Source organism: Thauera sp. (genome assembly GCF_034003485.1).
In the GTDB taxonomy this organism is placed as follows: Bacteria; Pseudomonadota; Gammaproteobacteria; order Burkholderiales; family Rhodocyclaceae; genus Thauera.
Genome location: NZ_JAVEYL010000001.1, coordinates 1 through 23872 on the forward strand (window position 1 = coordinate 1; position 23872 = coordinate 23872).

Annotated in this window: 26 protein-coding genes and 1 pseudogene; 14 read left to right on the forward strand and 13 right to left on the reverse strand. The window is 68.1% G+C overall.

From position 1 onward, the window contains the following. Positions 1-344 precede the first annotated feature (344 nt). The 10 genes from RBT54_RS00005 (at position 345) to RBT54_RS00050 (ending at position 10157) form a co-directional block, all read left to right on the forward strand. Positions 345-2231 (forward strand): aromatic acid/H+ symport family MFS transporter, encoded by a 1887-nt coding sequence (locus RBT54_RS00005; RefSeq protein ID WP_320362836.1) that lies wholly within the window; start codon positions 345-347, stop codon positions 2229-2231. A gap of 202 nt (positions 2232-2433) precedes the next feature. Continuing rightward, positions 2434-4002 (forward strand): sulfatase-like hydrolase/transferase, encoded by a 1569-nt coding sequence (locus RBT54_RS00010; protein ID WP_320362838.1) that lies wholly within the window; start codon positions 2434-2436, stop codon positions 4000-4002. Positions 4003-4198: 196 nt separating this feature from the next. Next, positions 4199-5068, forward strand: a complete 870-nt coding sequence (locus RBT54_RS00015) for an urease accessory protein UreD (protein WP_320362839.1) — start codon at positions 4199-4201, stop codon at positions 5066-5068. Positions 5069-5161: 93 nt separating this feature from the next. Then, positions 5162-5464, forward strand: coding sequence for an urease subunit gamma (ureA, locus tag RBT54_RS00020; RefSeq protein WP_320362840.1), 303 nt, complete (start codon positions 5162-5164; stop codon positions 5462-5464). Between the two features lie 180 nt (positions 5465-5644). Beyond that, positions 5645-5950: an urease subunit beta gene (locus tag RBT54_RS00025; RefSeq protein WP_320362842.1), complete on the forward strand. Its 306-nt coding sequence runs from the start codon at positions 5645-5647 to the stop codon at positions 5948-5950. Further along, positions 5950-7701 (forward strand): urease subunit alpha, encoded by a 1752-nt coding sequence (gene ureC, locus RBT54_RS00030; RefSeq protein ID WP_320362844.1) that lies wholly within the window; start codon positions 5950-5952, stop codon positions 7699-7701. Before RBT54_RS00025 ends, ureC begins: the two co-directional genes overlap by 1 nt. Before the next feature lie 129 nt (positions 7702-7830). Further along, positions 7831-8331 carry an urease accessory protein UreE gene (gene ureE, locus RBT54_RS00035; RefSeq protein ID WP_320362845.1) on the forward strand — a complete coding sequence of 167 codons (501 nt, stop codon included), beginning with the start codon at positions 7831-7833 and terminating at the stop codon, positions 8329-8331. 149 nt (positions 8332-8480) lie between these two features. Further along, positions 8481-9185, forward strand: coding sequence for an urease accessory protein UreF (locus RBT54_RS00040; protein ID WP_320362846.1), 705 nt, complete (start codon positions 8481-8483; stop codon positions 9183-9185). Beyond that, positions 9182-9865 (forward strand): urease accessory protein UreG, encoded by a 684-nt coding sequence (ureG, locus tag RBT54_RS00045; protein WP_320362848.1) that lies wholly within the window; start codon positions 9182-9184, stop codon positions 9863-9865. Before RBT54_RS00040 ends, ureG begins: the two co-directional genes overlap by 4 nt. A gap of 82 nt (positions 9866-9947) precedes the next feature. After that, positions 9948-10157, forward strand: a complete 210-nt coding sequence (locus RBT54_RS00050; protein WP_320362851.1) for a HupE/UreJ family protein — start codon at positions 9948-9950, stop codon at positions 10155-10157. A 33-nt stretch (positions 10158-10190) separates the two neighbouring features. Here the strand turns inward: RBT54_RS00050 and RBT54_RS00055 are convergent, their stop codons facing one another. The 4 genes from RBT54_RS00055 to RBT54_RS00070 form a co-directional block, all read right to left on the reverse strand. Next, a complete protein-coding gene (locus tag RBT54_RS00055) occupies positions 10191-11120 on the reverse strand; it encodes a delta(1)-pyrroline-2-carboxylate reductase family protein (RefSeq protein ID WP_320362853.1) in 930 nt (309 codons plus the stop codon). Between the two features lie 51 nt (positions 11121-11171). Next, positions 11172-12446, reverse strand: coding sequence for a TRAP transporter large permease subunit (locus RBT54_RS00060; protein ID WP_320362855.1), 1275 nt, complete (start codon positions 12444-12446; stop codon positions 11172-11174). Positions 12447-12507: 61 nt separating this feature from the next. Next, on the reverse strand, positions 12508-13005 hold the full coding sequence (locus tag RBT54_RS00065) for a TRAP transporter small permease (RefSeq protein WP_320362858.1): 498 nt from the start codon (positions 13003-13005) through the stop codon (positions 12508-12510). Positions 13006-13138: 133 nt separating this feature from the next. Then, positions 13139-14125 (reverse strand): TRAP transporter substrate-binding protein, encoded by a 987-nt coding sequence (locus tag RBT54_RS00070; protein ID WP_320362860.1) that lies wholly within the window; start codon positions 14123-14125, stop codon positions 13139-13141. Between the two features lie 218 nt (positions 14126-14343). Here RBT54_RS00070 and RBT54_RS00075 point away from each other — a divergent pair, with 218 nt between their 5' ends. Then, positions 14344-15348 (forward strand): adenosine deaminase, encoded by a 1005-nt coding sequence (locus RBT54_RS00075; protein ID WP_320362862.1) that lies wholly within the window; start codon positions 14344-14346, stop codon positions 15346-15348. Between the two features lie 11 nt (positions 15349-15359). Here the strand turns inward: RBT54_RS00075 and RBT54_RS00080 are convergent, their stop codons facing one another. Continuing rightward, on the reverse strand, positions 15360-16412 hold the full coding sequence (locus tag RBT54_RS00080) for a patatin-like phospholipase family protein (protein WP_320362864.1): 1053 nt from the start codon (positions 16410-16412) through the stop codon (positions 15360-15362). Between the two features lie 326 nt (positions 16413-16738). On the opposite strand from RBT54_RS00080, the pseudogene RBT54_RS00085 reads away from it, so the two are divergent. Together RBT54_RS00085 and RBT54_RS00090 are read left to right on the forward strand one after the other, a co-directional pair. Beyond that, positions 16739-17140, forward strand: a pseudogene (locus RBT54_RS00085) (acyl-CoA thioesterase); the annotation flags it as partial. Positions 17141-17269: 129 nt separating this feature from the next. Beyond that, positions 17270-17554: an acyl-CoA thioesterase gene (locus RBT54_RS00090; protein WP_413788410.1), complete on the forward strand. Its 285-nt coding sequence runs from the start codon at positions 17270-17272 to the stop codon at positions 17552-17554. Between the two features lie 18 nt (positions 17555-17572). Here the strand turns inward: RBT54_RS00090 and trxC are convergent, their stop codons facing one another. Next, positions 17573-18010, reverse strand: coding sequence for a thioredoxin TrxC (gene trxC / locus RBT54_RS00095; protein ID WP_320362865.1), 438 nt, complete (start codon positions 18008-18010; stop codon positions 17573-17575). 313 nt (positions 18011-18323) lie between these two features. Here trxC and RBT54_RS00100 point away from each other — a divergent pair, with 313 nt between their 5' ends. After that, positions 18324-18752: a c-type cytochrome gene (locus RBT54_RS00100; RefSeq protein ID WP_320362867.1), complete on the forward strand. Its 429-nt coding sequence runs from the start codon at positions 18324-18326 to the stop codon at positions 18750-18752. Between the two features lie 133 nt (positions 18753-18885). Here RBT54_RS00100 and RBT54_RS00105 read toward each other — a convergent pair whose 3' ends face one another. Genes RBT54_RS00105 through RBT54_RS00135 form a run of 7 tightly spaced genes read right to left on the reverse strand, consistent with a single transcriptional unit; the run spans position 18886 to position 23782 of the window. After that, positions 18886-19518 carry a nitrous oxide reductase accessory protein NosL gene (locus RBT54_RS00105; RefSeq protein ID WP_320362869.1) on the reverse strand — a complete coding sequence of 211 codons (633 nt, stop codon included), beginning with the start codon at positions 19516-19518 and terminating at the stop codon, positions 18886-18888. Beyond that, complete coding sequence (locus tag RBT54_RS00110; protein ID WP_320362871.1) at positions 19515-19889, reverse strand: hypothetical protein; 375 nt, start codon at positions 19887-19889, stop codon at positions 19515-19517. Before RBT54_RS00110 ends, RBT54_RS00105 begins: the two co-directional genes overlap by 4 nt. Then, positions 19886-20158 carry a hypothetical protein gene (locus RBT54_RS00115; protein WP_320362873.1) on the reverse strand — a complete coding sequence of 91 codons (273 nt, stop codon included), beginning with the start codon at positions 20156-20158 and terminating at the stop codon, positions 19886-19888. The genes RBT54_RS00110 and RBT54_RS00115 overlap by 4 nt, the downstream gene beginning before the upstream one ends. A 17-nt stretch (positions 20159-20175) precedes the next feature. Further along, on the reverse strand, positions 20176-20718 hold the full coding sequence (locus RBT54_RS00120) for a nitrous oxide reductase accessory protein NosL (RefSeq protein WP_320362875.1): 543 nt from the start codon (positions 20716-20718) through the stop codon (positions 20176-20178). A gap of 38 nt (positions 20719-20756) precedes the next feature. Next, positions 20757-21572: an ABC transporter permease gene (locus tag RBT54_RS00125; protein ID WP_320362876.1), complete on the reverse strand. Its 816-nt coding sequence runs from the start codon at positions 21570-21572 to the stop codon at positions 20757-20759. 10 nt (positions 21573-21582) lie between these two features. Then, entirely contained in the window at positions 21583-22524 is a 942-nt protein-coding gene (locus tag RBT54_RS00130; RefSeq protein ID WP_320362878.1) for an ABC transporter ATP-binding protein, read from the reverse strand. Next, positions 22496-23782: a nitrous oxide reductase family maturation protein NosD gene (locus RBT54_RS00135; RefSeq protein ID WP_320362880.1), complete on the reverse strand. Its 1287-nt coding sequence runs from the start codon at positions 23780-23782 to the stop codon at positions 22496-22498. The genes RBT54_RS00130 and RBT54_RS00135 overlap by 29 nt, the downstream gene beginning before the upstream one ends. Between the last annotated feature and the right edge of the window lie 90 nt (positions 23783-23872).

Genomic DNA, 23872 nt, shown 5'->3' on the forward strand with positions numbered 1-23872 from the left:
CAGGGCGCAGTCGACATCTACCTGTGCGGACCCCCGCCCATGGTCGAGGCCGTCGCCCACGACCTGCGCGAACGCAAGGTCCAGCCCAACAGCTTCCACTACGAGAAGTTCGCCGCCAGCGTCTGAGGCCGCCTCACTCATCTTGAGTATGCAATGCAGGGGCCGCTTGCGGCCCTTGTGTTGCCCCAACATTCAGGACCAAAGGCCGGAATGCTCGCAATGGCGCTAACAAGTCGCCCGCGGCGGACCGAGGGCATGGTTCGCCCAGAGCAAAAAATCTCGAGTTTTAAGTAATTTATCCAGATTCAAAAACCTGACAACATTCAATGCAAGGAGTCACGATCTTGAAATCGACTGGCCCAATGGAAAGCCCGGAAATGGAGCGCAAGCGGCGCAGCACCATTATCTGGGTGATCGCCCTCGCCTTCGTCGGCCTGGTTTTCGATGGTTATGACCTCGTCGTCTACGGCGCCGTCCTGCCCGGCTTCATGGGCCCGGACGCCGCCAAATGGATCGGCGATCATGCGCTGACGCCGAAAGACGCCGGCATGCTGGGCTCGTACGCGATGATCGGCATGATGCTCGGCGCCCTCGTCGCCGGCACCCTGGGCGACCTGATCGGCCGCCGCAAGGTCATGCTTGCATCCATCGCCTGGTTCTCGATCGGCATGGCGGTGTCGGCGATGGCCGAGACGCTCACCGCTTTCGGTGTCTGGCGTTTCATCACGGGCCTGGGCGTCGGCGCGCTGGCCGGCACCACGGGCGCGATGGCGGCCGAGTTCGCCCCGCCGGGGAAGAAGAACCTGGCCACCGCCTTCGTCTATGCGGGCATTCCGCTGGGTTCGCTGCTGTCGGCCTTGCTCGCGATCTTCCTGTTGCCGGTGATCGGTTGGCGCGGGATGTTCCTGATCGGTGCGTTGCCGCTGGTCACCCTCCTGCCGCTGGCGATCTGGAAGCTCCCCGAGTCGGTGGCCTGGCTGGCCTCCCGCGGCCGGCTGGATGAAGCACGCAAGGTCTCCGAGCGCACCGGCGTTCCCATTCCGGAGACGGAGATCAAGCCGCAACAGAGCGCGGCCGCCAGCGCGGCCGATGCGCGTGCGGGCTGGGCGGGGCTGTTCACCGTCTATCTCGTCCCGGCCATCGTCATCGGCTTCGTCTCGGCGTTCTGCCTGCTGCTGGTCTATTCGCTGAACACCTGGCTGCCGAAGATCATGCTCCCGATCATGGGCCAGAACGGATCGCTGGCATTGCTGCTGGTCCTCAACGCCGGCGCCATGGTGGGTACGCTGTATGGCTCCACGCTGGCTGACAGGCACGGCCCGCAGCGGATCGTGGCGCTGGGCTTCCTGGCCGGTGCGCTCGCCATGGGTGCCATCGGTCTGATCGCTGCCACGATCGACGTCCCGATGGCCGCAAAGGCCGGCGAGATCCAGCAACTTGCTGATGTCAGCGGAATCGTCGTGGCCCTGCTGCTGCTCACGATCGCGATCACCGGTCTGGGGACCTCGGGTACGCAAACCCTGATCTACGGTCTGGCTGCCAACTACTACCGCACCAACGTCCGTGGCGCCGGTGTGGCCTGGACGGCTGCGTTCGGCCGTATCGGCGGCATATTCGGGCCGATCTTCGGCGCCTTCCTGGCGGTCAAGTTCGCCGGCGAGCTGCACAGCATCTTCTATGTGCTCGGTGGCATCGCGCTTGTCGGCCTGGCCCTCACCTTGATCATTCCGAAGAGCAAGGCCGCGACGGTGGCGCAGTCGATGGCGCCGACCACTGCGCCTGCCGCTGCGGTGCCCGCAAGCAAGTCGCGTCTCTACGGCACCATCATGGCCGTGGTCGATCACACCGGGAACAAGCTGACCCGAGCGCGGATCTCCGAGTTCGTCTCCCTGACCGGCTCGAAGGTGCACCTGGTGTATCTCGCGCCGGAGCACGTGCTGTCCGCCGAGGTCAGCCAGACCGACCGGGACGTCGATCCGAAGCACGTGGCGAACCTGCAGGCGTATGTGAACGAGGTCAACGCCCAGGGTGTCCCGGCCGAAGGCCAGATTCTGACGGCCACGCTGTACGGTCGCGGTAAAGCGGTGGTCGACCTGGCCGAGCAGCTGCGCAGCGACCTGATCATTCTCAACACCGAGGAGGGCGGCCAGCGTGCCAAGGCCGAGCTCGCCCAAGAGGTGGCCAGGCAGAACCCGAAGATGGCGGTGTTGATCGCGCGCTCGACGCAGTAAAGGCGCTGGCGGATCACGACAACAGCCCCGATCGTCTGCGGTCGGGGCTGTCTTGTTTGGCGGACGCGGCGCGGGCCGCAGCGCCTCGCCACACGCGGTGACAAATGCCGCATTTGTTACGGGAGTGTTGCAGTACCATTGCGCACCCTTTGCGTGCGTCCACTTTGCGGATCGCCCCGGGGCTTGCTAGTGCGGGGACTGCATGCGCGTCGGAAAACTGCTCAGATTCCTGGCCATCCTGGCCGGTTGTCTGCTGTACGCGATTCCGCGCTGGCTCAATGAGGAGTTCGGCCGGGTCAGCATCGACCAGGTGCTCTATCACCTGCGTTTCGGCTCCGAAGGCGTGCTCGCCAGCGACCCCGAGATCATCCATCGCTTCCTGTGGCGCGGGCTTGCGCTGCCGATCGCCCTCGCCCTTCTGTTGTGGGGTTTCGATGGCTGGGTGCGGTACCTGCGTGGCCACCCCGAGGCGTGGCCGCGACCCTGGTTGCGCATGGCCTGGCTGCGCGTGACCGCGGTGCTGCACCACGCCGCCCGTCACACGCTGCCGCGGATCGTGCCGCTGGTCGTGTTGGGTGCCGGCGTCGCCTTCTTCGTCGATAACTTCTCGGTGGCGCGCTACGTGCGCGGCTATTTCGGCGAGGACTACTTCGCCGACGCCTACGTCGATCCGGCCCGGATCACGCTCGAACGCGGGCGCAAGCCGCCCAAGAGCCTGGTGGTGATCTACGTCGAGAGCCTGGAGAACACCTATTCCGACCCCGCGCTCTTCGGTCGCGACCTGCTCAAGCGCCTGAACGCACTCAAGGCCCTCCCCGGCGCCGTGTCCTTCGACAGCTATCGCGAGCTGATGGGCGCGCACTTCACCATCGCCAGCCTGGTGTCCACCCAGTGTGGCGTCCCCTTGAAGTCGGTCGCGATGTTCGGCGGCAACGTGCAGGGGGAGAAAGTCGAGCGCTACCTGCCGCGCGCACACTGTCTCGGCGACATCCTCGCCCGCCAGGGCTACCGCAACGTGTTCCTCAACGGCTCCAGCCTGGTCTTCGCCGGCGTCGGCAAGTTCTTCAACGACCACCGCTACAGTCGTGTGATGGGGCGCGAAGAATGGATCGCCGCCGGCGAGCCGCCGGGCGCGATGAGCGGCTGGGGCCTGCGCGACGACGCCTTGTTCCGCCGCGCGCGCGCCGAGCTCGACCAGCTCATGAAGTCGCGCAGGCCCTTCAACCTAAACGTGCTCACCGTCGACACCCACCATCCCTACGGCCACGTGTCGCCCGAATGCGCGCGCCGCGGCCATCAGGACTTCGAGGGCATCGTCGAATGCACGGCGGATCTGGTGGCGGAGTTCGTCGAGTACATCATCGCCCGCGGCTGGCTCGACCGGGTCGCGATCGTGGTGCAGGGCGACCACCTGGCCATGGGCAACACTTCCTACGGCAAGCTGGTGACGAACCCGGAGCGCCGGGTCTTCAACCTGCTGATCAACGACAACCCGAAGCTCACCGCCAACACCCGCGAGGTCACGCACTTCGACATGTTGCCGACGATGCTCGACCTCATCGGCCTGCAGGTGAAGGGTGGGCGGGCCGGGCTGGGCTACTCGGCGATCGGTCCGGTGCGCGCGCCGCGTGCGCCGGACCATGTCGATCGCATGACGGAGAAGCTGCTCGACTACAGTGCCACCTACCGTGAGCTGTGGGAGCCGCTGCCCGAGACGCCGCCCGAGGTCGCCGGCAACGCGGCGGCGGGCGCGGCGTCCGCCGCGCGCTGAACCGCCAGGCGCCACGCACCGCAATGGTGCGTTCGCCAGCGCACGCCTGTTTCTGGTGCGCACCGATCCCCGCCGAGCTGGATGCGGCCCTGCCGCACTTGCGCCCCAGCGCCTCCGCAGTTTCGATAAGCGTTGCCGGATCAATCGGATAGCGTCCCGTCGCGCGGGCTGGCCCGACGTTTGCTAGAGGCTCCGCATGAACGCGGTTGCCGAAGCCCCTCTTGCCGATCCCCCGTCCGACAGCGCCGACGCTGGTTGGCGCGCCGAGCTGCGTCTGGCCTATCAGCGCCGTGGTGCCCGCACCGTGCTCGTCGAGCGCGCGCATCGCGGTCCGCTCGTCGTGCAGCGCGCGCTGTATCCGGAAGGCGAGGCGGTGTGCCACACGATCCTGGTGCATCCCCCCGCGGGCATCGCCGGCGGCGACCGGCTGGCGCTGACGCTGGAACTCGGCGCGCAGGCGCATGTGCTGCTGACCACGCCCGGGGCCGGCAAGTGGTATCGCAGCGCCGGCGCGCCGGGCAGCCTGGTGCAGCGGATTCGCGTGGCCGAGGGCGGCGTGTGCGAGTTCCTGCCGCAGGAAAGCATCGTCTACGACGGCGCGCTCGGCACGCTCGGTACCGAGGTCGAGCTTGCCGGCTCGGGGGCCTTCATCGGGGCGGAGGTGCTCTGTCTCGGTCGCATCGGCGCGGGCGAGCGCTTCACCTGCGGCGAGCTTGCGCTGCGCACGCGGATCAGCCGCGACGGCAGGCCGCTGTGGCTCGAGCGCGGTGTGCTCGAGGGCGGGGCTGGTTTGCTGGACGCTGCGGTGGGCCTGGATGGCGCGCCGGTGAGCGCGACGCTGCTGGTCGCGGCGCCGGCATGTGATGCGGGTCTGCTCGAGGCCTGGCGGGCGATCGAGCCGATGGCCGGGCGCGGTGCGGTGACCCTGCTGCCCGGGCTGCTGGTGGCGCGCTGGCTCGGGCCGGCCTGCGAGCCGGGGCGGGCGTGGCTGGCGCAGCTGTGGGGCGCGGCGCGGCCGGCGGTGGCGGGGCGGGCGATGCAGGTGCCGCGGATATGGAATACCTGAGGTGCGAGTGCATCCCGCGCTGCCGGTTGGCCGGTGCGTGCGGGGTGCGGGACGGCGGCGGCGTCCAGGCCGGCCGCGGCGCAAGGAGACGAGATGGAACTGACACCACGCGAGAAGGACAAGCTGCTGATCTTCACCGCCGGCCTGCTGGCCGAGCGCCGGCGCGCGCGCGGGCTGAAGCTGAACTATCCGGAGGCGGTGGCGCTGATCACCTGCGCGATCCTGGAAGGCGCACGCGACGGGCGGACGGTGGCGGAGTTGATGAGCTTCGGCGCCACCCTGCTGGCCCGTGACGACGTGATGGAAGGGGTGGCGGAGATGATTCCGGACATCCAGGTGGAGGCGACGTTTCCGGATGGGACGAAGCTGGTGACCGTGCATCAGCCGATCGTTTGAGTTCGCGGTGGGCTGCGTTTTTCGGTACTGCCCGCGACCGCCACGCCGGATAGTTGCTCTGCAGGCTGAGGAACTCGCCCTTCGGGCTCAGACAGTCCTCGCCTGCGCCACAAGCATCCGACATGACGATCGCTACTTGGTCGCGTCTGCAACACGCGGCATGAAACTGGGGGAGAAAATATGATTCCCGGAGAATATTTCGTCGCCGATGGCGACATCGAGCTCAACGCCGGCCGCGCCACGCTGACGGTGGTGGTGACCAACACCGGCGACCGTCCGATCCAGGTCGGCTCGCACTACCACTTCGCCGAGACCAACGCCGCGCTCGACTTCGACCGCAGCGCGGCACGGGGCTTCCGTCTCAACATCGCCGCGGGCACCGCGGTGCGCTTCGAGCCCGGGCAGTCGCGCACGGTGGAACTGGTGGCGCTGGACGGGGAGCGCGAGGTCTATGGGTTCAACGGCCTCGTGATGGGAGCACTGTGATGAGCGCGATCTCGCGCCGTGCCTATGCGGAGATGTTCGGCCCCACGGTAGGCGATCGGCTGCGCCTTGCCGATACCGAGCTCGTCATCGAGGTCGAGCACGACCACACGATCTACGGCGAAGAGGTGAAGTTCGGCGGCGGCAAGGTGATCCGCGACGGCATGGGCCAGGGGCAGGGCGTATCTGCCGACGTGGCGGACACGATCATCACCAACGCGCTGATCGTCGACGCGGTGACGGGCATCGTGAAGGCCGACGTCGGCCTCAAGGACGGGCGCATCTGGAAGATCGGCAAGGGCGGCAACCCTGACATCCAGCCCGGCGTGACGATCCCGATCGGCGCCGGCACCGAGGTGATCGCCGGCGAGGGCATGATCCTCACTGCCGGCGGCATCGACAGCCACATCCACTGGATCTGCCCGCAGCAGATCGAGGAGGCGCTGATGTCGGGCGTCACCACCATGCTCGGCGGCGGCACCGGGCCGGCGACCGGCACCTTCGCCACCACCTGCACGCCGGGGCCGTGGCACATCCACCGCATGCTGGAGGCGGCCGAGGCCTTCCCGATGAACCTCGGCTTCTTCGGCAAGGGCAACGCCAGCCTGCCGGCGCCGCTGAAGGAGCAGGTGCAGGCGGGCGTGATCGGCTTGAAACTGCACGAGGACTGGGGCACGACGCCGGCGGCGATCGACAACTGCCTGACGGTGGCCGACGAGATGGACGTGCAGGTGGCGATCCACACCGACACGCTCAACGAATCGGGCTTCGTCGAGACCACGCTGGCCGCGTTCAAGGGCCGCACCATCCACACCTTCCACACCGAGGGCGCGGGCGGCGGCCATGCGCCGGACATCATCCGCGCGATCAGCCGGCCCAACGTGCTGCCGTCCTCGACCAACCCGACGCGGCCCTACACCGTGAACACCATCGACGAGCACCTCGACATGCTGATGGTGTGCCACCACCTCGACCCTGCGATCGCCGAGGACGTGGCGTTTGCGGAATCGCGCATCCGCCGCGAGACCATCGCCGCCGAGGACATCCTGCATGACTCCGGCGCGTTCTCGATGATGTCGTCGGACTCGCAGGCCATGGGCCGGGTGGGCGAGGTGGTGATCCGCACCTGGCAGACCGCGCACAAGATGAAGGTCCAGCGCGGCTGGCTGGCGCCCCGGCGCAGCGCAGCCGCGGCTGTGCCGGATGCGGTCGCGGTGGTCGAAGGCAGCACCACCAACGACAACTTCCGGGTCAAGCGCTACATCGCCAAATACACCATCAACCCGGCGATCACCCATGGCATCAGCCACGTGGTGGGCTCGATCGAGCCGGGCAAGCTCGCCGACCTGGTGCTGTGGCGGCCGGCCTTCTTCGGCGTCAAGCCGAGCCTGATCGTGAAGGGCGGCATGATCGCCGCGGCCGCTATGGGCGACCCCAATGCGTCCATTCCGACCCCGCAGCCGGTGCATTACCGCCCGATGTTCGGCAGCTTCGGGCGTGCGCTGAAGACCGCGGTGACCTTCGTGTCGCAGGCCGCGCTGCATAACGCCGAGGTCGCCGCGCTCGGGCTGCAGAAACCGCTGGTGGCGGTGAAGGACTGCCGCCGGGTGCAGAAGTCCGACATGGTGTTGAACGACGCCACGCCCGAGATCGAGGTCGACCCCGAGACCTACGTCGTGCGCGCGGATGGCGAGCACCTCACCTGCGAGCCGGCCGAGGTGCTGCCGCTGGCGCAGCGCTATTTCCTTTTTTGAGACAAGACCATGCATGCTGATTCCGCAACTGCTCAGCGCGCCGGCAGCGCGTCGGCGCAATCGTCCGGATCGCCTTGCTCCGCTGGCGCACGTGCTGCCACGCCTGCTGCCCCCGCCGAGCCGGTCGCCGTGCCCGCCTTCTGCCTGATCGAGGCGCGCTACACCGGCGACGCGCCAGCGGCCGACAGTCTGGAACTCGACTTCAGCACGCGGAGCAAGAGCCGCCTGCGCGCGCGTCTGGCGTCCGGCGCCGAAGTGGGCCTGTTCCTGCCGCGCGGCACCATCCTGCGCGGCGGCGACCGCCTGCTCGCCAGCAACGGGCGCGTGGTCGCAGTGGTGTCCGCGCCCGAGGATCTGCTCGAGGTGCGCTGCGCCACCGCGATCGAGCTCGCACGGGCAGCATTCCACCTGGGCAACCGCCACGTCGCCGTGCAGGTGGGGCGGGACGCCGGCGGCGACTGGCTGCGCATTCAGGCCGACCATGTGCTCGAGGGCATGCTGGTCGGCCTGGGCGCGCTGGTGAGTTCGCTGTGTGTGCCGTTCGAGCCGGAGGCGGGCGCCTACGCCCCGGGACACCAGCACCCTGGCGACGGCAGCGGCGCGCGCATCCACCTGATGGCTGGGCAATGAGCGCAGCCATCATCTCCCCGTTGCCGCCAGCACCGGGCATCGCCCCTGCGACCGAGGCCCTTGTCATGGAGCGCAGCGCTGTGGGAGCGGGCTTGCCCGCGAGCGGTGCATGGTCAAGCCCTGCATTCGCGTGCAAGCCCGCTCCCACGATGCCCGCTCCCACGCGGCCCAACCTGCTGCCCCTTGTGCGCCTGCTGCAGTTGGCCAGCCCGGCGCTGCCGGTGGGGGCTTACACCTACTCGCAGGGCCTGGAGTGGGCGGTGGAAAGCGGGGCGGTGCGTAACGAATCCGATGCCGCGGCGTGGATCGGCGAGCTGCTCGAATGGAGCCTGGCGCGCTTCGAGGCGCCGCTGCTGGCGCGCCAGCTTGTGGCCTGGGCCGAGGGCGAAGATGCGGAGGTCGCCCGCCTCAACGCGGATTTTCTCGCCAGCCGCGAGACGTCGGAGCTGCGCGCCGAGACGCTGCAGATGGCCTGGTCGCTGGTGAAACTGCTCGCGGATCTCGATGCCTTCGCGTCGATTCCCGGCTGGCGTGCGCGCCTGCTTGCGCTCGACACGCCGTGCTTCCCGACTGTCTGGTGTGCAGCCGCGGCGGCCTGGCAGATACCGCCCGATCAGGCGCTTGCCGCCTACCTGTGGGCGTGGGCGGAGAACCAGGTGATGGCGGCGGTAAAGGCGGTGCCGCTCGGTCAGAGCGCCGGCCAGCGCCTGCTGGCGACGCTCGGCCAGCGCATCCCGGCCCTGGTCGAAACTGCGCTGCGCCTGCCCGAGGCGCGCTGGAGCAACTACACCCCCGGCCTGGCGATTGCCAGCAGTCGGCACGAAACCCAATACACAAGGTTGTTCAGATCATGACCCAGCATTCGTTCCCGTCCTCCGTCCCGGGTGGCGCCACGCATGACCTTGCCCCCGGTCCTGCCCGCGGCCCCTTGCGCGTGGGAATCGGCGGTCCGGTCGGCTCCGGCAAGACCGCGCTGACCCTGGCGCTGTGCATGGCGCTGCGCGAGCGTTACAACCTCGCCGTCGTCACCAACGACATCTACACCGCCGAGGACGCCCAGTTCCTGGTGCGCAACGAGGCGCTCGCGCCCGAGCGCATCATCGGCGTCGAGACCGGCGGCTGCCCGCACACCGCGATCCGCGAGGACGCGTCGATCAACCTCGAGGCGGTCGACCGCCTCAATGCGCGCTTTCCCGGGCTGGACATCATCTTCGTCGAGTCCGGCGGCGACAATCTGGCGGCCACTTTCTCGCCCGAGCTGTCCGACCTGACGCTCTACGTCATCGATGTGTCGGCCGGCGACAAGATTCCGCGCAAGGGCGGGCCGGGAATCACCCGCAGCGACCTGCTGGTGATCAACAAGATCGACCTTGCGCCGCTGGTGGGCGCCTCGCTCGAGGTCATGGACCGCGATGCGCGCAAGATGCGCGGCGCGCGCCCCTTCGTGTTCTCCAATCAGAAGACGGGGCAGGGGCTTGCCGATATCATCGACTTCATCGAACGCCAGGGCCTGCTCGCTGCCGCGGCGGCTTGAGCGCACGACATCCTTCAGGTGGCGAGCCGCCCGCTGCCGCCCCGGAACTCACCGCATCATCGAAAGCACAGGAGTATCGACCATGACAACATTCCGCACGCTGAGCGCCTCCGCGCTCGCCCTGGCGCTTGCCGGCGCATCCGGCGCCGCCTTCGCCCATCCCGGCCACACTCACGGCACCGACGGTTTCTTCAACGCCCTCATCCATGCCTTCACCGAGCCCGGCGTGCTGCTGCCGCTGATCGCGGTCGGTGCGTACCTGGCGTGGCGAGCGGTGCGTCGTTCCGACTGATCGGCTTATGCGTTGTGTTCCCTCGCGTGGCACTCAACCGGCGGCGCGCAAGGCGAGGCGGGCGGCGGCCAGGTCCCAGCCCGCCCAGCCACAGCTCTTGAACAGCACCGGGCCCGCCGGTCGCGGCCAGTCCTCGCGGATCACCTGCGCCAGCGCCGCAATGACGCCGACATCTATGCCGGCCTGGATCAGGTCGCCGGCTTCGTGATCGGCGTCGCGGGTGTCCACCACCACCGTGCCGCGCGCGGCCACGTCATGGCACAGCGCCGGCGACAGCTCCACCATCTGCGGCGTGAACGCGCCGACCGCGGCAATGAAGGCGTCTGCGCGCGGCGTGCCGTCGAGCACCACGCCATTAGCCGGGGTGACGGTGACGACGAGCGGGCATTCGTCGAGCGCGCGGCGCAGGTCGAAGGCGGGCAGCGCTTCCAGCCCGCGGCTGCGCGCATGGTCGATCAGCCCGCGGGCGCTCGCCGGGCTGCGCGAGGCGATGCGCACCTGCTCGACGCCGAGCCCTTCGACGAAGGCATCGAGGTGCGCGCGGCCCTGCACGCCGGCACCAACGATCAGCAGCGGGCCGTCCGTGTTCGGCGCCAGCCGGCGGGCCGCGAGCAGCGACACCGCCGCAGTGCGGCGCGCGGTGACCGTGGGGCCGTCGATGATCAGCCGGCGCTCGCCGCTGGCGACGTCGAACACCACCACGTCGCCCTGGATGGTCGGGCGCGTGCTGCCGACGTTGGCCGGGGTGAAGGTGATGAGCTTGGTGACGGCGAGCCTGCCGTCCGTCGATGGCATCACGAACAGCGTGCCCTGGCCGGCGAGCGGCATCACCATGCGTGGCGGCACCTCGACCCAGGGCTCGGCGAGCAGGGCGGCGATCTCGTCGGCGAGCTCGGAATAGGGCAGGGCGCGGGCGGTGAGTTCGGCCGAGAGCGGCTGCAGCGGCTGGCGTGGCTGGGTCATGAGTCGGCTCCGGGGAGGGGCGTCGGGTCGGCGATGAGCCGCAGACCGCGCTCAGCGATAGACGAGGTCGCGCAGCACCAGGCTGATCTGCGGCACGTAGGTGATGATCAGCAGGCAGGCCACCACGGTCGCGACGAAGGGTAGCAGCGGCCGCACCATGCGCTCGAGCGGCACGCCCGAGATCGAGCTGGCGGCGAACAGGTTCACGCCGAAGGGCGGGGTGATCATCCCGAGCGCGAGGTTGATCACCATGATGATGCCGAAATGCACCGGATCGACGCCAAAGGCCACCGCCACCGGCAGCAGCAGCGGCGCGAGCACGACGATCGAGGCCGAGGTCTCGATGATCATGCCGATCAGGAACAGCGCCGCATTCACGCCGAGCAGGAAGGTGATCTTGTCGCTGAAGAGCTGGCCGAGCCACTGCCCGAGCGCATCCGGCACGCCGGCGCGGTTGAGCAGGAAACCGAACACGCCGGCGTTGGCGATGATGAACATGATGCTGGCGGTGCCCACCACCGAGCGGTGCAGGGTCGCCGACAGGTCGGGCAGGCGGATGCGGCGATAGACCAGCATGCCGACCACCAGCGCATACACCACCGCCACCACCGAGGCCTCGGTCGGGGTGAACACACCGCCGTAGATGCCACCCAGGATGATCACCGGCATCAGCAGCGCCAGCCAGGCGCGGCGCAGCGCCGGCCACAGCGGCAGGCGGCCCTCGCCGTCCTGCAGGCCAAGCCGGTTGCGCCGCGCGTACAGCCACACATAGGCCATCAGCGCCGCCGCGATCAGCACCCCGGGGAGCACGCCGGCGATGAAGAGCTCGCCGGTCGAGGTGTCGGTGGACACCGCGAACAGGATCATCGGCACCGAGGGCGGGATGATCACGCCGAGCTCGGCCGCGGTGGCCTGCAGCGAGGCGGCGAAGGGCGCGGGGTAGCCGTGGCGCACCATGGCCGGGATCAGGATCGCGCCCACGGCGAAGGTGGTGGCGACGCTCGAGCCCGCCACCGCGGCGAAGATCATGCAGGTGATCACGCAGGCCATCGCCAGGCCGCCCTGCACGCCGCCGACCAGGCTCTTGGCGAACTCGACCAGGCGCTCGGAGATGCCGCCGGCTTCCATCAGGTTGCCGGCGAGGATGAAGAAGGGGATCGCCACCAGCGGATACTTGTCGAGCGCGGCGTAGATCTGCTGCGCCACCACCAGCCAGGGCAGGTTCGCTGCCGCCACCCCGCTCATCGCCGCCAGGCCGATCGACACCGCCACCGGCACGGTGAGGCCGAAGAAGATCAGCATGGTGAGGATCATCAACTGGGACATGGTGGTGGCAGGCAGTAGAGGCGGTTGGAATGTGTTTAGCGAAGGGGGCGGGGCGCCGCGTTCAGCCCTGGCCGTCGAGCGGGACCGGTTCGGCCGCCGAGGCGGCGGCCACGCGCAGCAGCACGGCAAGCGCCGCCAGTGTGGCGCCGACGGGAATCGCGAGGTAGATCCAGGAGATCGAGATGTCCAGGCTGGGCACGGTCTGGAAGCGCACGCGCCAGGTCATCTGCCCGCCGATCCAGGCCAGGAAGCCGAGGAAGCCGCTGCACACCAGCGCCACCACCCATTCGAGCACCCGGCGCTGGCGCGCGCGCAGCACCGTGCGCAGGATCTCGACCCCGAGCATTGCGCCGTGGCGGAAGGCGAGCGCGACGCCGAGCAGCACCGCCCAGATCAGCAGCGCGCGGGTCAGCACCTCGCTCCAGTCGAGCGGCGAGGACAGCACGAAGCGCGCGACGACCTGCCAGAAGCCGGCCGCCACCGCGCCGATCAGGAAAAGCTGGGCGAGCACGGACACGCTCTTGAACAGCCAGTGGTCGATGCGGCGAAGAAGCGTCATGAGCGGAGCCAGGAAAGGCGAACCCCCGCGCGTGGCGGGGGCGATGGGGAAGCGGGGCCTGCGGCGGAGAGGGACAGACCGTGCCGTCGTGCCGGACGCGGTGTGCGGCCGGCGCGGCCCGTGCAGCCGGCGCTCAGCGTGTATTGCGGATGGCGTCGATCAGGTTCTTGTCGAAGCGCTTGTAGTAGTCCTCGTAGGCCGGCGCCACCGCGTCCTCGAAGGACTTGCGGTCGACCGTGGTGACGACCTCCATGCCCTCGGACTTGAGTTGCTCGACCCCGGTCTTCTCGACGTTGTCGACGAAGTCGCGCATCGCCTGCGCACCCTTCTTCGCGGCCTCGACGAAGGCCTGCTTGTCGGCGTCGGACAGACCGGCATACACCGTCGGCGACACCATCACCACCGCGGGCGCATAGACGTGGCCGGTCAGCGACAGGTGCTTCTGCAGTTGCGACAGCTTGGCAGAGGTGATAACCGACAGCGGGTTCTCCTGACCGTCGATGGTGCCCTGCTGCAGCGCGGTAGCGACTTCCGGCCACGCCATCGGCGTGGGCAGGATGCCGATCTGGCGGAAGGCGGTGATGTGCACCGGGTTCTCGGTGGTGCGGATCTTGAGGCCCTTGGCGTCGGCAGCGGTGGTGACCGCGCGCTTGCTGTTGGTGAGGTGGCGGAAGCCCTGCTCGCCCCAGGCCAGCGCCTCGAGGCCGCGTGCGGAGAAGGCCTTCAGCATGTCCTGGCCGACCGGGCCGTCGAGCACCTGGCGGGCGTGGCTGAGGTCGCGCATCAGGAAGGGGATGTCGAACACGCCGGTCTGCGGCACGAAGTTCAGCGTGGCGCCGGTCGACAGGATGGCGAGGTCGATGGTGCCGAGCTGCAGGCCCTCGATGACCTCGCGCTCGCCGCCGAGCGCGCTGCTCGGGAACTGCTGCACCTTGAAGCGGCCGCCGGTGCCGGCTTCGAGCGACTTCGAGAAAGCTTCGCCGCCGGCGCCGTAGTGCGAGCTGGCCGACAGGGCATAGGCCATCTTCAGGGTCGTCTGCGCTGCGGCGGGGGTCGCGACGGCGATGCCTGCGGCAGCGGTGAAGGCGGCGAACAGCGGGGCGAGCCAGGTTTTTCGCATCGGTACGATCTCCGGAACATGGGGTGAATTCGGTGGGTGCGCGCGCAGGAAATTGGCGCGGAAACGAGGCCGGGCAGGCTTCGTTGCATGGCAGCAGACGGCCATGCTACCGCCGCTCAGCGGTCGCCACAAGAAAGCACCGCCCCGATCGGGGCTCAGCCGGGCGCGCCGAATGCGGTCTTTGGCGCTAGGATTCGCCCATCTGCAAGGAGATCGCCATGGACCTCGAGACCTATGTCCGCAGCCTGCCCAAGGCCGAGCTGCACCTGCACATCGAAGGCACCCTCGAGCCGGAGATGATGTTCGCGCTCGCGCGCCGCAACGGCGTGGCGCTGCCCTGGGACAGCGTGGAGGCTACGCGCGCAGCCTATGCCTTCACCGACCTGCAGAGCTTTCTTGATCTGTATTACGCGGGCGCGGCGGTGCTGATCCGGGAGCAGGACTTCTTCGAGCTGGCCATCGCCTACTTCGAGCGCGCACACGCCGACGGCGTGGTCCATGCCGAGCTGTTCTTCGACCCTCAGACCCACACCGCGCGCGGCATCGCCTTCGAGACCGTGCTCGACGGTCTCGAGCGTGCGTGCGCCGAGGCCCAGGCGCGCTGGGGCATCAGCTCGCGGCTGATCCTGTGCTTCCTGCGCCACCTGAGCGAGGACGAGGGATTCGCCACGCTGCAGCAGGCGCTGCCGTATCTGGCGCGCATTCACGGTGTCGGTCTGGATTCGTCCGAGAACGGGCACCCGCCGGGCAAGTTCGCGCGCCTGTTCGCGCGCTGCCGCGAGCTGGGCCTGCATATCGTCGCCCACGCCGGCGAGGAGGGGCCGCCCGCGTATATCGTCGAGGCCCTCGATGTGCTGCAGGTGGAGCGCATCGACCACGGCGTGCGCTGCGATGAAGATCCGGCGCTGCTCGAGCGCCTCGCGAACGAGCAGGTGGCGCTGACGGTGTGTCCGCTGTCGAACGTGAAGCTGTGCATGGTGCCGACGCTCGCTCAGCACAACTTCAAGCGCCTGCTCGATGCCGGGCTCAAGCTCACGATCAACTCCGACGATCCCGCGTATTTCGGCGGCTACGTGGCGCAGAACTATGTGGACACGGCGCAGGCGCTCGGGCTCACGCGTGCCGAGCTCAAGCGCGTGGCGCGCAACAGCCTGGAAGCGAGCTTCGTGCCCGAATCGCTGCGTGCGCCCTGGCTGGCGCGACTGGACGCCATGCCCGACTGATCCGCGCCGGGCTACAGGAAGAGCTGCGCGACATCCACCGTTTCCTTGCGGCCGACGTGGCGGTATTGCGTGCCGAGCCAGTCCCCGGCGCGCGCGCGGCCAAGTGTCTTGAGTTCGGTCAGGAAACTGCTGGCCGCATTGAGTTTGCTGCCGCGGCCGGCCTCGGCCAGTTCGTGGGCTTCGATGAGATGGAAGCGCTGGCTGACGAGCTTGCGCTCCAGGCGGCCGAGCGGCATCCAGCCCGCGGTGTCGGCGATGTGCTGGCGTGCGTGGGCGATCATCCGCATCTCGCGCAGGAAGGTGGTGGAAAAGCCGAGTTCCATGCTGCGCGCTGAGATGTCTTCGGCGCTGCGCGGCGCCTCGTCAAGCTGCAGCGGGTTCAGCAGCACCATCAGGATGTCGGGCGTGGTGCACTCGTAGAGCAGCGGGTAGATCGCCGGGTTGGCGGTGAAGCCGCCGTCCCAGTAGTGCTCGCCGTCGATCTCCACCGCATGGTGCAGGGTCGGCAGGCAGGCCGAGGCGAGCAGCGCCGATTCGCTCAGCTCGGCGGTGTGGAACAGCTTGACCTTGCCGGTGCGCACCGTGGTGGCAGCGATGAACAGCTTGAGCGGACACTCGCGGCGCAGGCGCTCGAAGTCGAACTGGGCACGCACCACGTCACGCAAGGGGTTGAGGTCGAAAGGGTTGAGCTGGTAGGGCGAGAACAGCCGCATGAAGCCCATCATCACGTTCATCGGGGTCGGCAGCGCGCTGTCGGCGGTCGAGTTGATGCTGTTGAGCATTTCGACGTGGAAGGGCACGCTGTCGCCCACCGCTTGCCAGAAGTCGTCGAGCGCGGCACGTGCGCCATCGGCACCGCCTGCGGTCCAGCCGTGGGCGAGCGCCACCGCATTCATCGCGCCGGCACTGGTGCCGCTGATGCCTTCGATGCGGATGCCGGCTTCGAGCAGGCGGTCGAGCACGCCCCAGGTATAGGCGCCGTGCGCGCCGCCGCCCTGCAGCGCAAGGCTGACTAGGGGGGTCTCTGCCGGCGGTCGTCGTGCCGGCCAGGGTAGTCGGAACATGGATGATCCTCCGCGTCGTGCCGGTTGCCCTGGCCAGGGTTGGACAAGGAATCGCCGGCAAAAATGCTGCAATGCACAATGCAGAGTATCACGCAGGCTTTGTTGCGGCCTTGCGCGTGTGTTTCATGATTCTTCGGGAGATTCGCGGTGCGGTCGCCGCCAGACTGGGTCGGAAGGGGCTGCCGAGGCTGCAATGGCGGCTGCGTCGCCTGCCACAACGGGCGGGCGCAGGTTTTTTCCTGTGTGTGGGTCGGCAACACCCGCTCGGTCTTTGTTGGCATTATCCCGGGACAGCCTGAGCACGGCCAAAACACCAGGAGAGCCCGATGTCCGACCGTCCGACCCACACCACAGAACTGCCTCCGGATGCGCACCTCGCCCTGCGCGTCATGCCGATGCCCGCCGATCTCAACCCGGCGGGGGATGTATTCGGTGGCTGGATCATGTCGATGGTCGACATCGCCGGCGCACTGCCGGCGATCCGCCGTGCGCGCGCGCGCGTGGCCACGGTGGCGGTCAACTCCTTCGTGTTCAAGCAGCCGGTGTCGGTGGGCGATATCGTCAGCTTCTACGCGGATGTGGTGACTGTAGGCCGGTCCTCGATCACCGTGGATGTGCACGTCTTCGCCGAACGCAATCCGGCCGCGCCGCAGGTGGTCAAGGTGACCGAGGCGCGGCTGACCTACGTCGCGGTGGATGCGCAAGGCGGCAAACTGCTCGTCGGCCCCGCGGATGGCGAAGGCGAGGCGGGTGCCTGCCTCGCAATACCGTCGGACAAGGAACTCGTGCTGCGCACCATGCCGATGCCGGCCGACCTGAATCCGGCCGGCGACGTTTTTGGCGGCTGGATCATGTCGATGGTCGACATCGCCGGCGCGGTCCCGGCCATCCGTCACGCGCGCTCGAGGGTCGCAACGGTGGCGGTGGATTCCTTCGTGTTCAAGCAGCCCGTGTCGGTCGGCGATGTGGTCAGCTTTCATGCGGAGATCGTGCGTGTCGGCACTTCCTCGGTCACGGTGGACGTGGAGGTCTTCGCCGAGCGTCATCCCGAGAACCCGGTCGTCGTGAAGGTGACCGAGGCAAAGCTGACCTTCGTTGCAGTGGAGCGCTTCCAGGCCACGCGCGAATCCGCCGGCGGGTGAGCGCCAACCCGTGCGTGCTCAGCCGGTGTGACTGTTCACCCAGCGCACGATGTCGGCCGCGCCCATTGCGCCCGCCTGGCGGGCAACTTCTCGACCGCCGCGAAACAGCGCCAGGGTCGGTATGCTGCGGATGCCGAAGCGCGCGGCCAGTGCCTGCTGCGCCTCGGTGTCGACCTTGGCCAGGCGTACCTTGGGCTCGAGCATCCCGGCGGCGTGGACGAAGGCGGGCGCCATCTGCCGGCAGGGGCCGCACCATGGCGCCCAGAAGTCGACCAGCACCGGGATGTCGCTGCGGCCGATGTGGCGGTCGAAGCTCGTGGCGTCGAGATCGACCGGGTGGGCCGTGAACAGCGGCTTTGCGCACTTGCCGCAGCTTGGGGCATCGACAAGACGGTCAGCGGGTACGCGGTTGACCGCATCGCAATGTGGGCAGACCAGGTGCAGGGGGGCGGACATCGGGAGACTCCGGAGCATTTCAGGCATTGCTCACATGGGTATGGCACGGGCAGGATTCAAGTCCGCCGGTACGACTCGCCGCGGATCGTCCGGGTGGATCGTCATGGCGGACCGTGAGCGTTCCGCCCGACCAGGGCGTCGTGCCGATGAACGAACGCCGGATCGTGATGATGGCAGGCATTCGCCGGCGCGAGGCGCCCCGGATCTCGTGGTGAATTGACCATCATCAATCACGTCGTGAGTTTTTGGCGATAGTGTTCAGCGTATTCGCGGATCGACTCTGCGACGGACAATGACATAACGGAGAATGTGCATGAACAAGTTTCCCTTCCTGATCGCCGCTGCAGCATCCGTCCTGTTGGCTGCCTGTGGTGGCTCGGACAGCGGTACCCCGGCGCAGCCGGCCGCCGCGCCGGCTTCTGCGCCGGTCGCCGCCGCTCCGGCTGCTGCACCCGCACCCGCACCCGCTCCTGCAGCAGCGCCGGCAAATGCCGCTGGTGAAAGCGTTTACAAGAAGACCTGTGCGTTGTGCCATTCGTCCGGTGTGGCGGGCGCCCCGATCCCGGGCAACAAGGACGAGTGGGCTGCGCGCATCGCGCAGGGCAACGACATTCTGTACAAGCACGCCATCGAAGGCTTCACGGGTGAGAAGGGCATGATGCCCCCGCGTGGCGGCGGCGCTTCGTTGAAGGACGAAGAGGTTAAGGCTGCAGTCGACTTCATGGTCGAGAAGTCGAAGTAAGGAGGCGCAGCCCCGCTCCAGGCGGGCGGCGGTGTTCGCGATGCGGGGCCTTCGGGCCCCGCTTGCTTTTCGGTTCTGGGTTATAGCCCTTTGGGCATGGCCCCCTGGCCGCGGGGGTACGCCACCGGCGTGCTCAGTGCATGTGCTGGGCGTGGTTGGCGTCGCGCAGGCCGGCAACGACGCTGGCGTCGACCTGGTCGAAGTGCAGGACGCGGCCACCTTGCTCCGAGATGAAGGCTCGCGCCGCGCTCTCGTCGGCGAAGGCCGGCAGATCGGGGCCGCGCATCGGCCCCCGTGCCCGGGAGTCACGCACGAAAACCGCCTCGCGGGCAGCCAGCCACGCACCGCTGCGAAAGTCCGCGACGTAGATTGCCGCCGCGTCAGCGGTACTGCGTTCGGTGCCGAAGCTTGCAGGCTTGTCCAGGAACATGAATAGATCGACCGGCGAGTCGAAGAAGTGCGCTGCGCCGTCCGTGAAGATGATCTGCGCCGCCCAGCGCGGGAAGCGAGCCGGGTACATGCCGCACACCGGGCAGCGCGCGTCGGTCGGGATCGGGCGCGCGTCGTACATTGCCAGGCCGCTGGCCGGATCATAGGCGTGAGGGGGCGTCACCCGCGTGGGGGCGACGATGCAGACGTCCTCGGCTGGCGGCTCGAAACCAGCGCTTGCGTTGCGGCCGTAGTCCCACAGCAGCGCAGTGCCCGCAGCGAGTGCGCCCGCGGCACCGGCAAGCAGCAGCCGCCGGCGCACGACCACGTGAATCATGGCGCGAGATCCGCCAGTTGCGGATCGCGGCTCAGGGCCTCGATCACGCGCGCCAGGTTGTCTTCCGGGGTGTGGTCGATGCGCGTGAGCGGGTCGGCGACCACCGAGCCATCGGCCCGGTGCAGGTGGTTGGGCGTGGTTGCAAGCTGTGGGTGGGTGGGCGCCGTGTCGATGCCGATCTCCACACCGTCGGCGTGCAGGCTGGTGCGCCAGCGCAGCGAGTAGGCGTCGGCGGCCGCGTAGCGCACGGTGAGGACGGCGCCGTTCTTCAGCACCAGGGTCAGCGCGTCCTGCGACAACTGCGGCGGCGTGAGCAGGGCGTCTTCGTGTTCGCGCTCGATGTAGTCGAGCAGTTCGGTATGCAGGCTCATCCGCGGTTGATCTCCTGCAGTCGGCTGCCGACCACCTGGCGTGCGGCCGCGTGGGTGTCGGCAAGGATGCGGGCGGCGAGGTAGTGCTCGTAGGCCGGGTGCTCGTCGATCTCGCCGCTGGCGATGCGCGCGAGCAGCTCTGCTTCGTCGCTGGCACCGACGGCGTTGAGGACCTTGCGGCGGTTCTCGCGCGATTCGTAGATCAGGCGTGCGACCTGCTCGAGCTCGAGGGCATCCTGCGGGGGTACGGTATCGTAGATTGGGTTCATCGTTGGCCTCCTGGCGCTTACATGGCCTGGTCGTGGAGGGCGCCGCCGTCGAGGACGGCCATGTCGGGCTTGACCTCGTCGAAGCGCAGGACCTGGCCACCGTGTTCGGCGGCGAAGGCCTTGGCGTCCGCCTCGCTGGCGAAGGAGGCCGCGGTCGGACCCATCGCGCCCAGGCGCTTCGAGCCGAACACGTAAAAGGCCGTCTTCGCGTCGATCCAGTGGCCTTGCGGCGCGTTCCACTCGGCCTTGGCCATGTCCTGGACGTAGAGCGCAGTCACCAGGCGGGCCTGCTCCGGGTTCAGGTACACGTTGAACATCTCGATGGTGTCGCAGAACCAGTCGGGGCGCGATACGCCGGCGTAGTGCATCTGCACCTTGGGGCCGGGGTAGTCGGCGAGCAGCATGCCGTCGAGGGCGCAACTGCTGCTGCGGTCGATCTCGAGCGGGGTGATGGTGCCACCGCCGCCCTGGTTGCCGCTGCCGCAGGCGGCGAGCAGGCCGGCTGCGGCGCTGGCGATCAGGAAGCGCCGGCGGCTCTGGCAGGCGTGATGTGTGCACATGGAAGACTTACTCCATCCGGTTCAGGTTGAAGGGGCGATCAGCGCCGGAAGCGCCAGGCGGCGATCGCCAGCGGGCCGACGATCCACGCCGCCATCACCAGGCCGAGCAGCCAGGGCTGCGCCAGCGCGGGCGGGAACACGGTCGACAGGCCGTACAGGGTGCGGACATCTTCCATCGAGAAGATGTTGAGGATGCGGAAGACGTCGGCGGGGTTGAAGAGCAGCGCGTAGGGCAGGGCCTCGCCGCCCCACTGGCCGGCGGTGACGACGAGCACGCCGAGCACCAGCAGGTCGAAGATCAGCACGAAGAAGAACCACATCGCGATCGCCAGCCCCGAGGCGCGAGTGCGGTCGGACGCGAACACCGACAGCATCACCGCCAGGCTGAGAAAGGCGCAGCCGAGCAGCACCGAGCTGATCATGAAGCCGAAGTAGTGGAACAGCGCGTTGAGGTCGAGTTGTGGCGACAGCACCAGGCCCACCAGGCCGAAGCCGGCGACGGTGGAGAAGGTGAGCGCGCCGGCCAGGCCGAGGTACTTGCCGAGCAGCAGCTCGAGGCGGGTGATCGGCATCGACAGCAGTAGGTCGAGCGAGCCGCGCTCGCGCTCGCCGACGATGGCGTCGAACCCCAGCAACAGTGCGATCAGCGGGATCAGGTAGATGACCAGGCTGACCAGGCTTGCGATGGTGACCTCGATCGAGCGGAAACCCACCGCGCCTTGCTGCGCCGAGCCGAAGTACGCGATCGACAGCGCGAATACGGTGAATACCAGCGCCACGGCCAGCACCCAGCGGTTGCGGATGCGGTCCCAGAATTCCTTGCCGGCGATGGTGGCGACTTGCGAAAACTCCATGATCCGTCTCTCAGTCCGAAAACCCGAAGAACACGTCTTCGAGCGAAGGCTCGCGTACCGTGAGGTCGCGCACCTTGCCATTGAGGGTGGCCAGGGCGGCGATGACCGCCATCTTGGCGTCGCGCGCGCATTGCACCGCGATACGGCCGTCGTGTGCTTCGATGGCGCCGACCGGCAGGCCGCCGAGCGCGTTGCGCACCGCTTCGAAATCCTCCGGTGCGACGCGCACGTCGAACCACAGCGGCAGGTCCATCTGCTCGCGCAGGGCCTGCACCGTGCCGGTGGCCTGCACCTTGCCTGCGGCCATGATCGAGAGCCGGTCCACCCGCTCCTGGATCTCGGCCAGGATGTGCGAGGTGATGACCATGGTCACGCCTTCGCTCTTCAACTGGCGCAGGATGGCGTAGAAGCCGCGGATCGCCTCCGGGTCGAGGCCGGTGGTGGGCTCGTCGAGGAACAGGATGCGCGGCTTGCCGAGCAGGGCCTGGGCGAAGCCGAGGCGCTGGCGCATACCCTTGGAGTATTCGCGCACGCGGCGCTTGGCGGCGTGCATCAAGCCGACGCGCTCGAGCAGGGCTGCGTTCTGTGCCGGCGACACGCCCTTGAGGCGGGCGAAGAAGTCGAGCGTCTCGGCGCCGGTGAGGTTGTCGTAGAGCACGACGTTCTCGGGCAGGTAGCCGACCTTGCGCCGCACTGCGCGGAAGTTGCTGCCGGGTACCGGCGCGCCGTCGATGCGGATCTCGCCGGCGGTGAGCGGGATCAGCCCCAGCATCATCTTGAACATGGTGCTCTTGCCCGCGCCGTTGTGGCCGATGAGGCCGAACAGCTCGCCGCTGCGGACCTCGAGGTCCACGCCGTCGACGGCGTGGATGAGGCCGTAGTGCTTGTGAACGCCGCGGGCGACGATCACCGCCGCGCCGGCGTCATTCTGAGCGGGGGAAATATCTGCCACGCCATTGGCTCCATTCTGGGTTGTTCGGTTCCATGCGCGGGTTCGGGTCCACGATGCTGGGCGCGCGCAGCAGCGGGAACTGCTGGGCGACCATGCGCAGGGTCTGGATGGCCGGGCTGCCGAGCAGCAGCTTCATCATCGGGTGCCGCCAGGTCAGGCGATCAACGATGTCATTGGCTTCGTATTGCACATCGCCGATGCCGTCGCCGTTGCGGTCCCAGCCCAGGTAGTTGCTCCAGTGGTTGCCCTCGTTCGCGCCCCAGATCATGTCGCGCGCGGCGACGAAGCGGATCTGCTCGCGGTTGGCGATGAAGTCGTTACGTTCGACCTGATTGTCCTTGGAGCCTGCCCACAGGTGGATGCCGACGACGTTGTCGATGATGGCGTTGCCGCGCAGCTCGTTGAAGTAGGCGTCGTAGATGAAGAAGCCGCGCTGGTTGCCGGCGACGATGTTGCCTTCGATCACCGAGTCCTGGATGGTGCGCAGCATGATGCCGTGGTCGGAGTTGCCCCACGCGCGGTTGTTGCGCACGATCTGGTCGCGTACTTCCATCAGGGCCAGCCCGCCGCGGTTGTACCAGGTCTCGTTGTCCTCCCAGATGTTGCGGTAGGAGGTCATGTAGTGCGTGCCGTAGCGGCTGTGGTGCAGCTTGTTGCCGCGGAAGATGGCGTCGTGCGAGACGTCCACGTAGATGGCGTCGCGCACGAAGCTGACGTTGTTGCCGATGATGCGCGCGCGCTGGGTGTTGTAGAGCTGGATGCCGTTGCCGCGCCGGGGCGAGTCGAAGTCGCGCTTTCCAGTGATGAGATTGTTCTCGATCAGCACGTCATCGACCTTCTCGATCCACAACCCGAACAGGGTGTAGGAGAAGTCGCAGTTGCGCACCACTGCGCGGTGCGAGCCGGGGTAGATGTAAATGCCGGCGTGCTGGTACAGGGTGTCGCCGCCCGAGTTCGCCACGATCAGGCCTTCGATGATGACGTCCTCGGCCTTGACGCTGATGACGTTTTCCTTGAGCTCGCCGTCGATCGTGGGGCGGTCGATGCCGCGCAGGGTGAGCGCCTTTTCGACCAGCAGCTGACCGGCATAGCGTGCGCGTTCGATCTCGATAACGTCGCCTGGTGCGGCGCGGTCGATGGCCGCCTGGATGGAGTCTCCCGGCTGCACACGCCATGTGGCCGCGCTGGCGGGCGCCGCCAGCATCGCGGCCAGCGCGAGTATGGCGGTCAGTCGGCAGAGCGTGTGTGTGAATGACATCGATTCGATCGGTGTGAATGGCAGGCCGCAGTATGCGGCTGAATGTCGCAGCACGACTTGATTTAGGTGAAGCAGGGGGGCGGGGCTGGG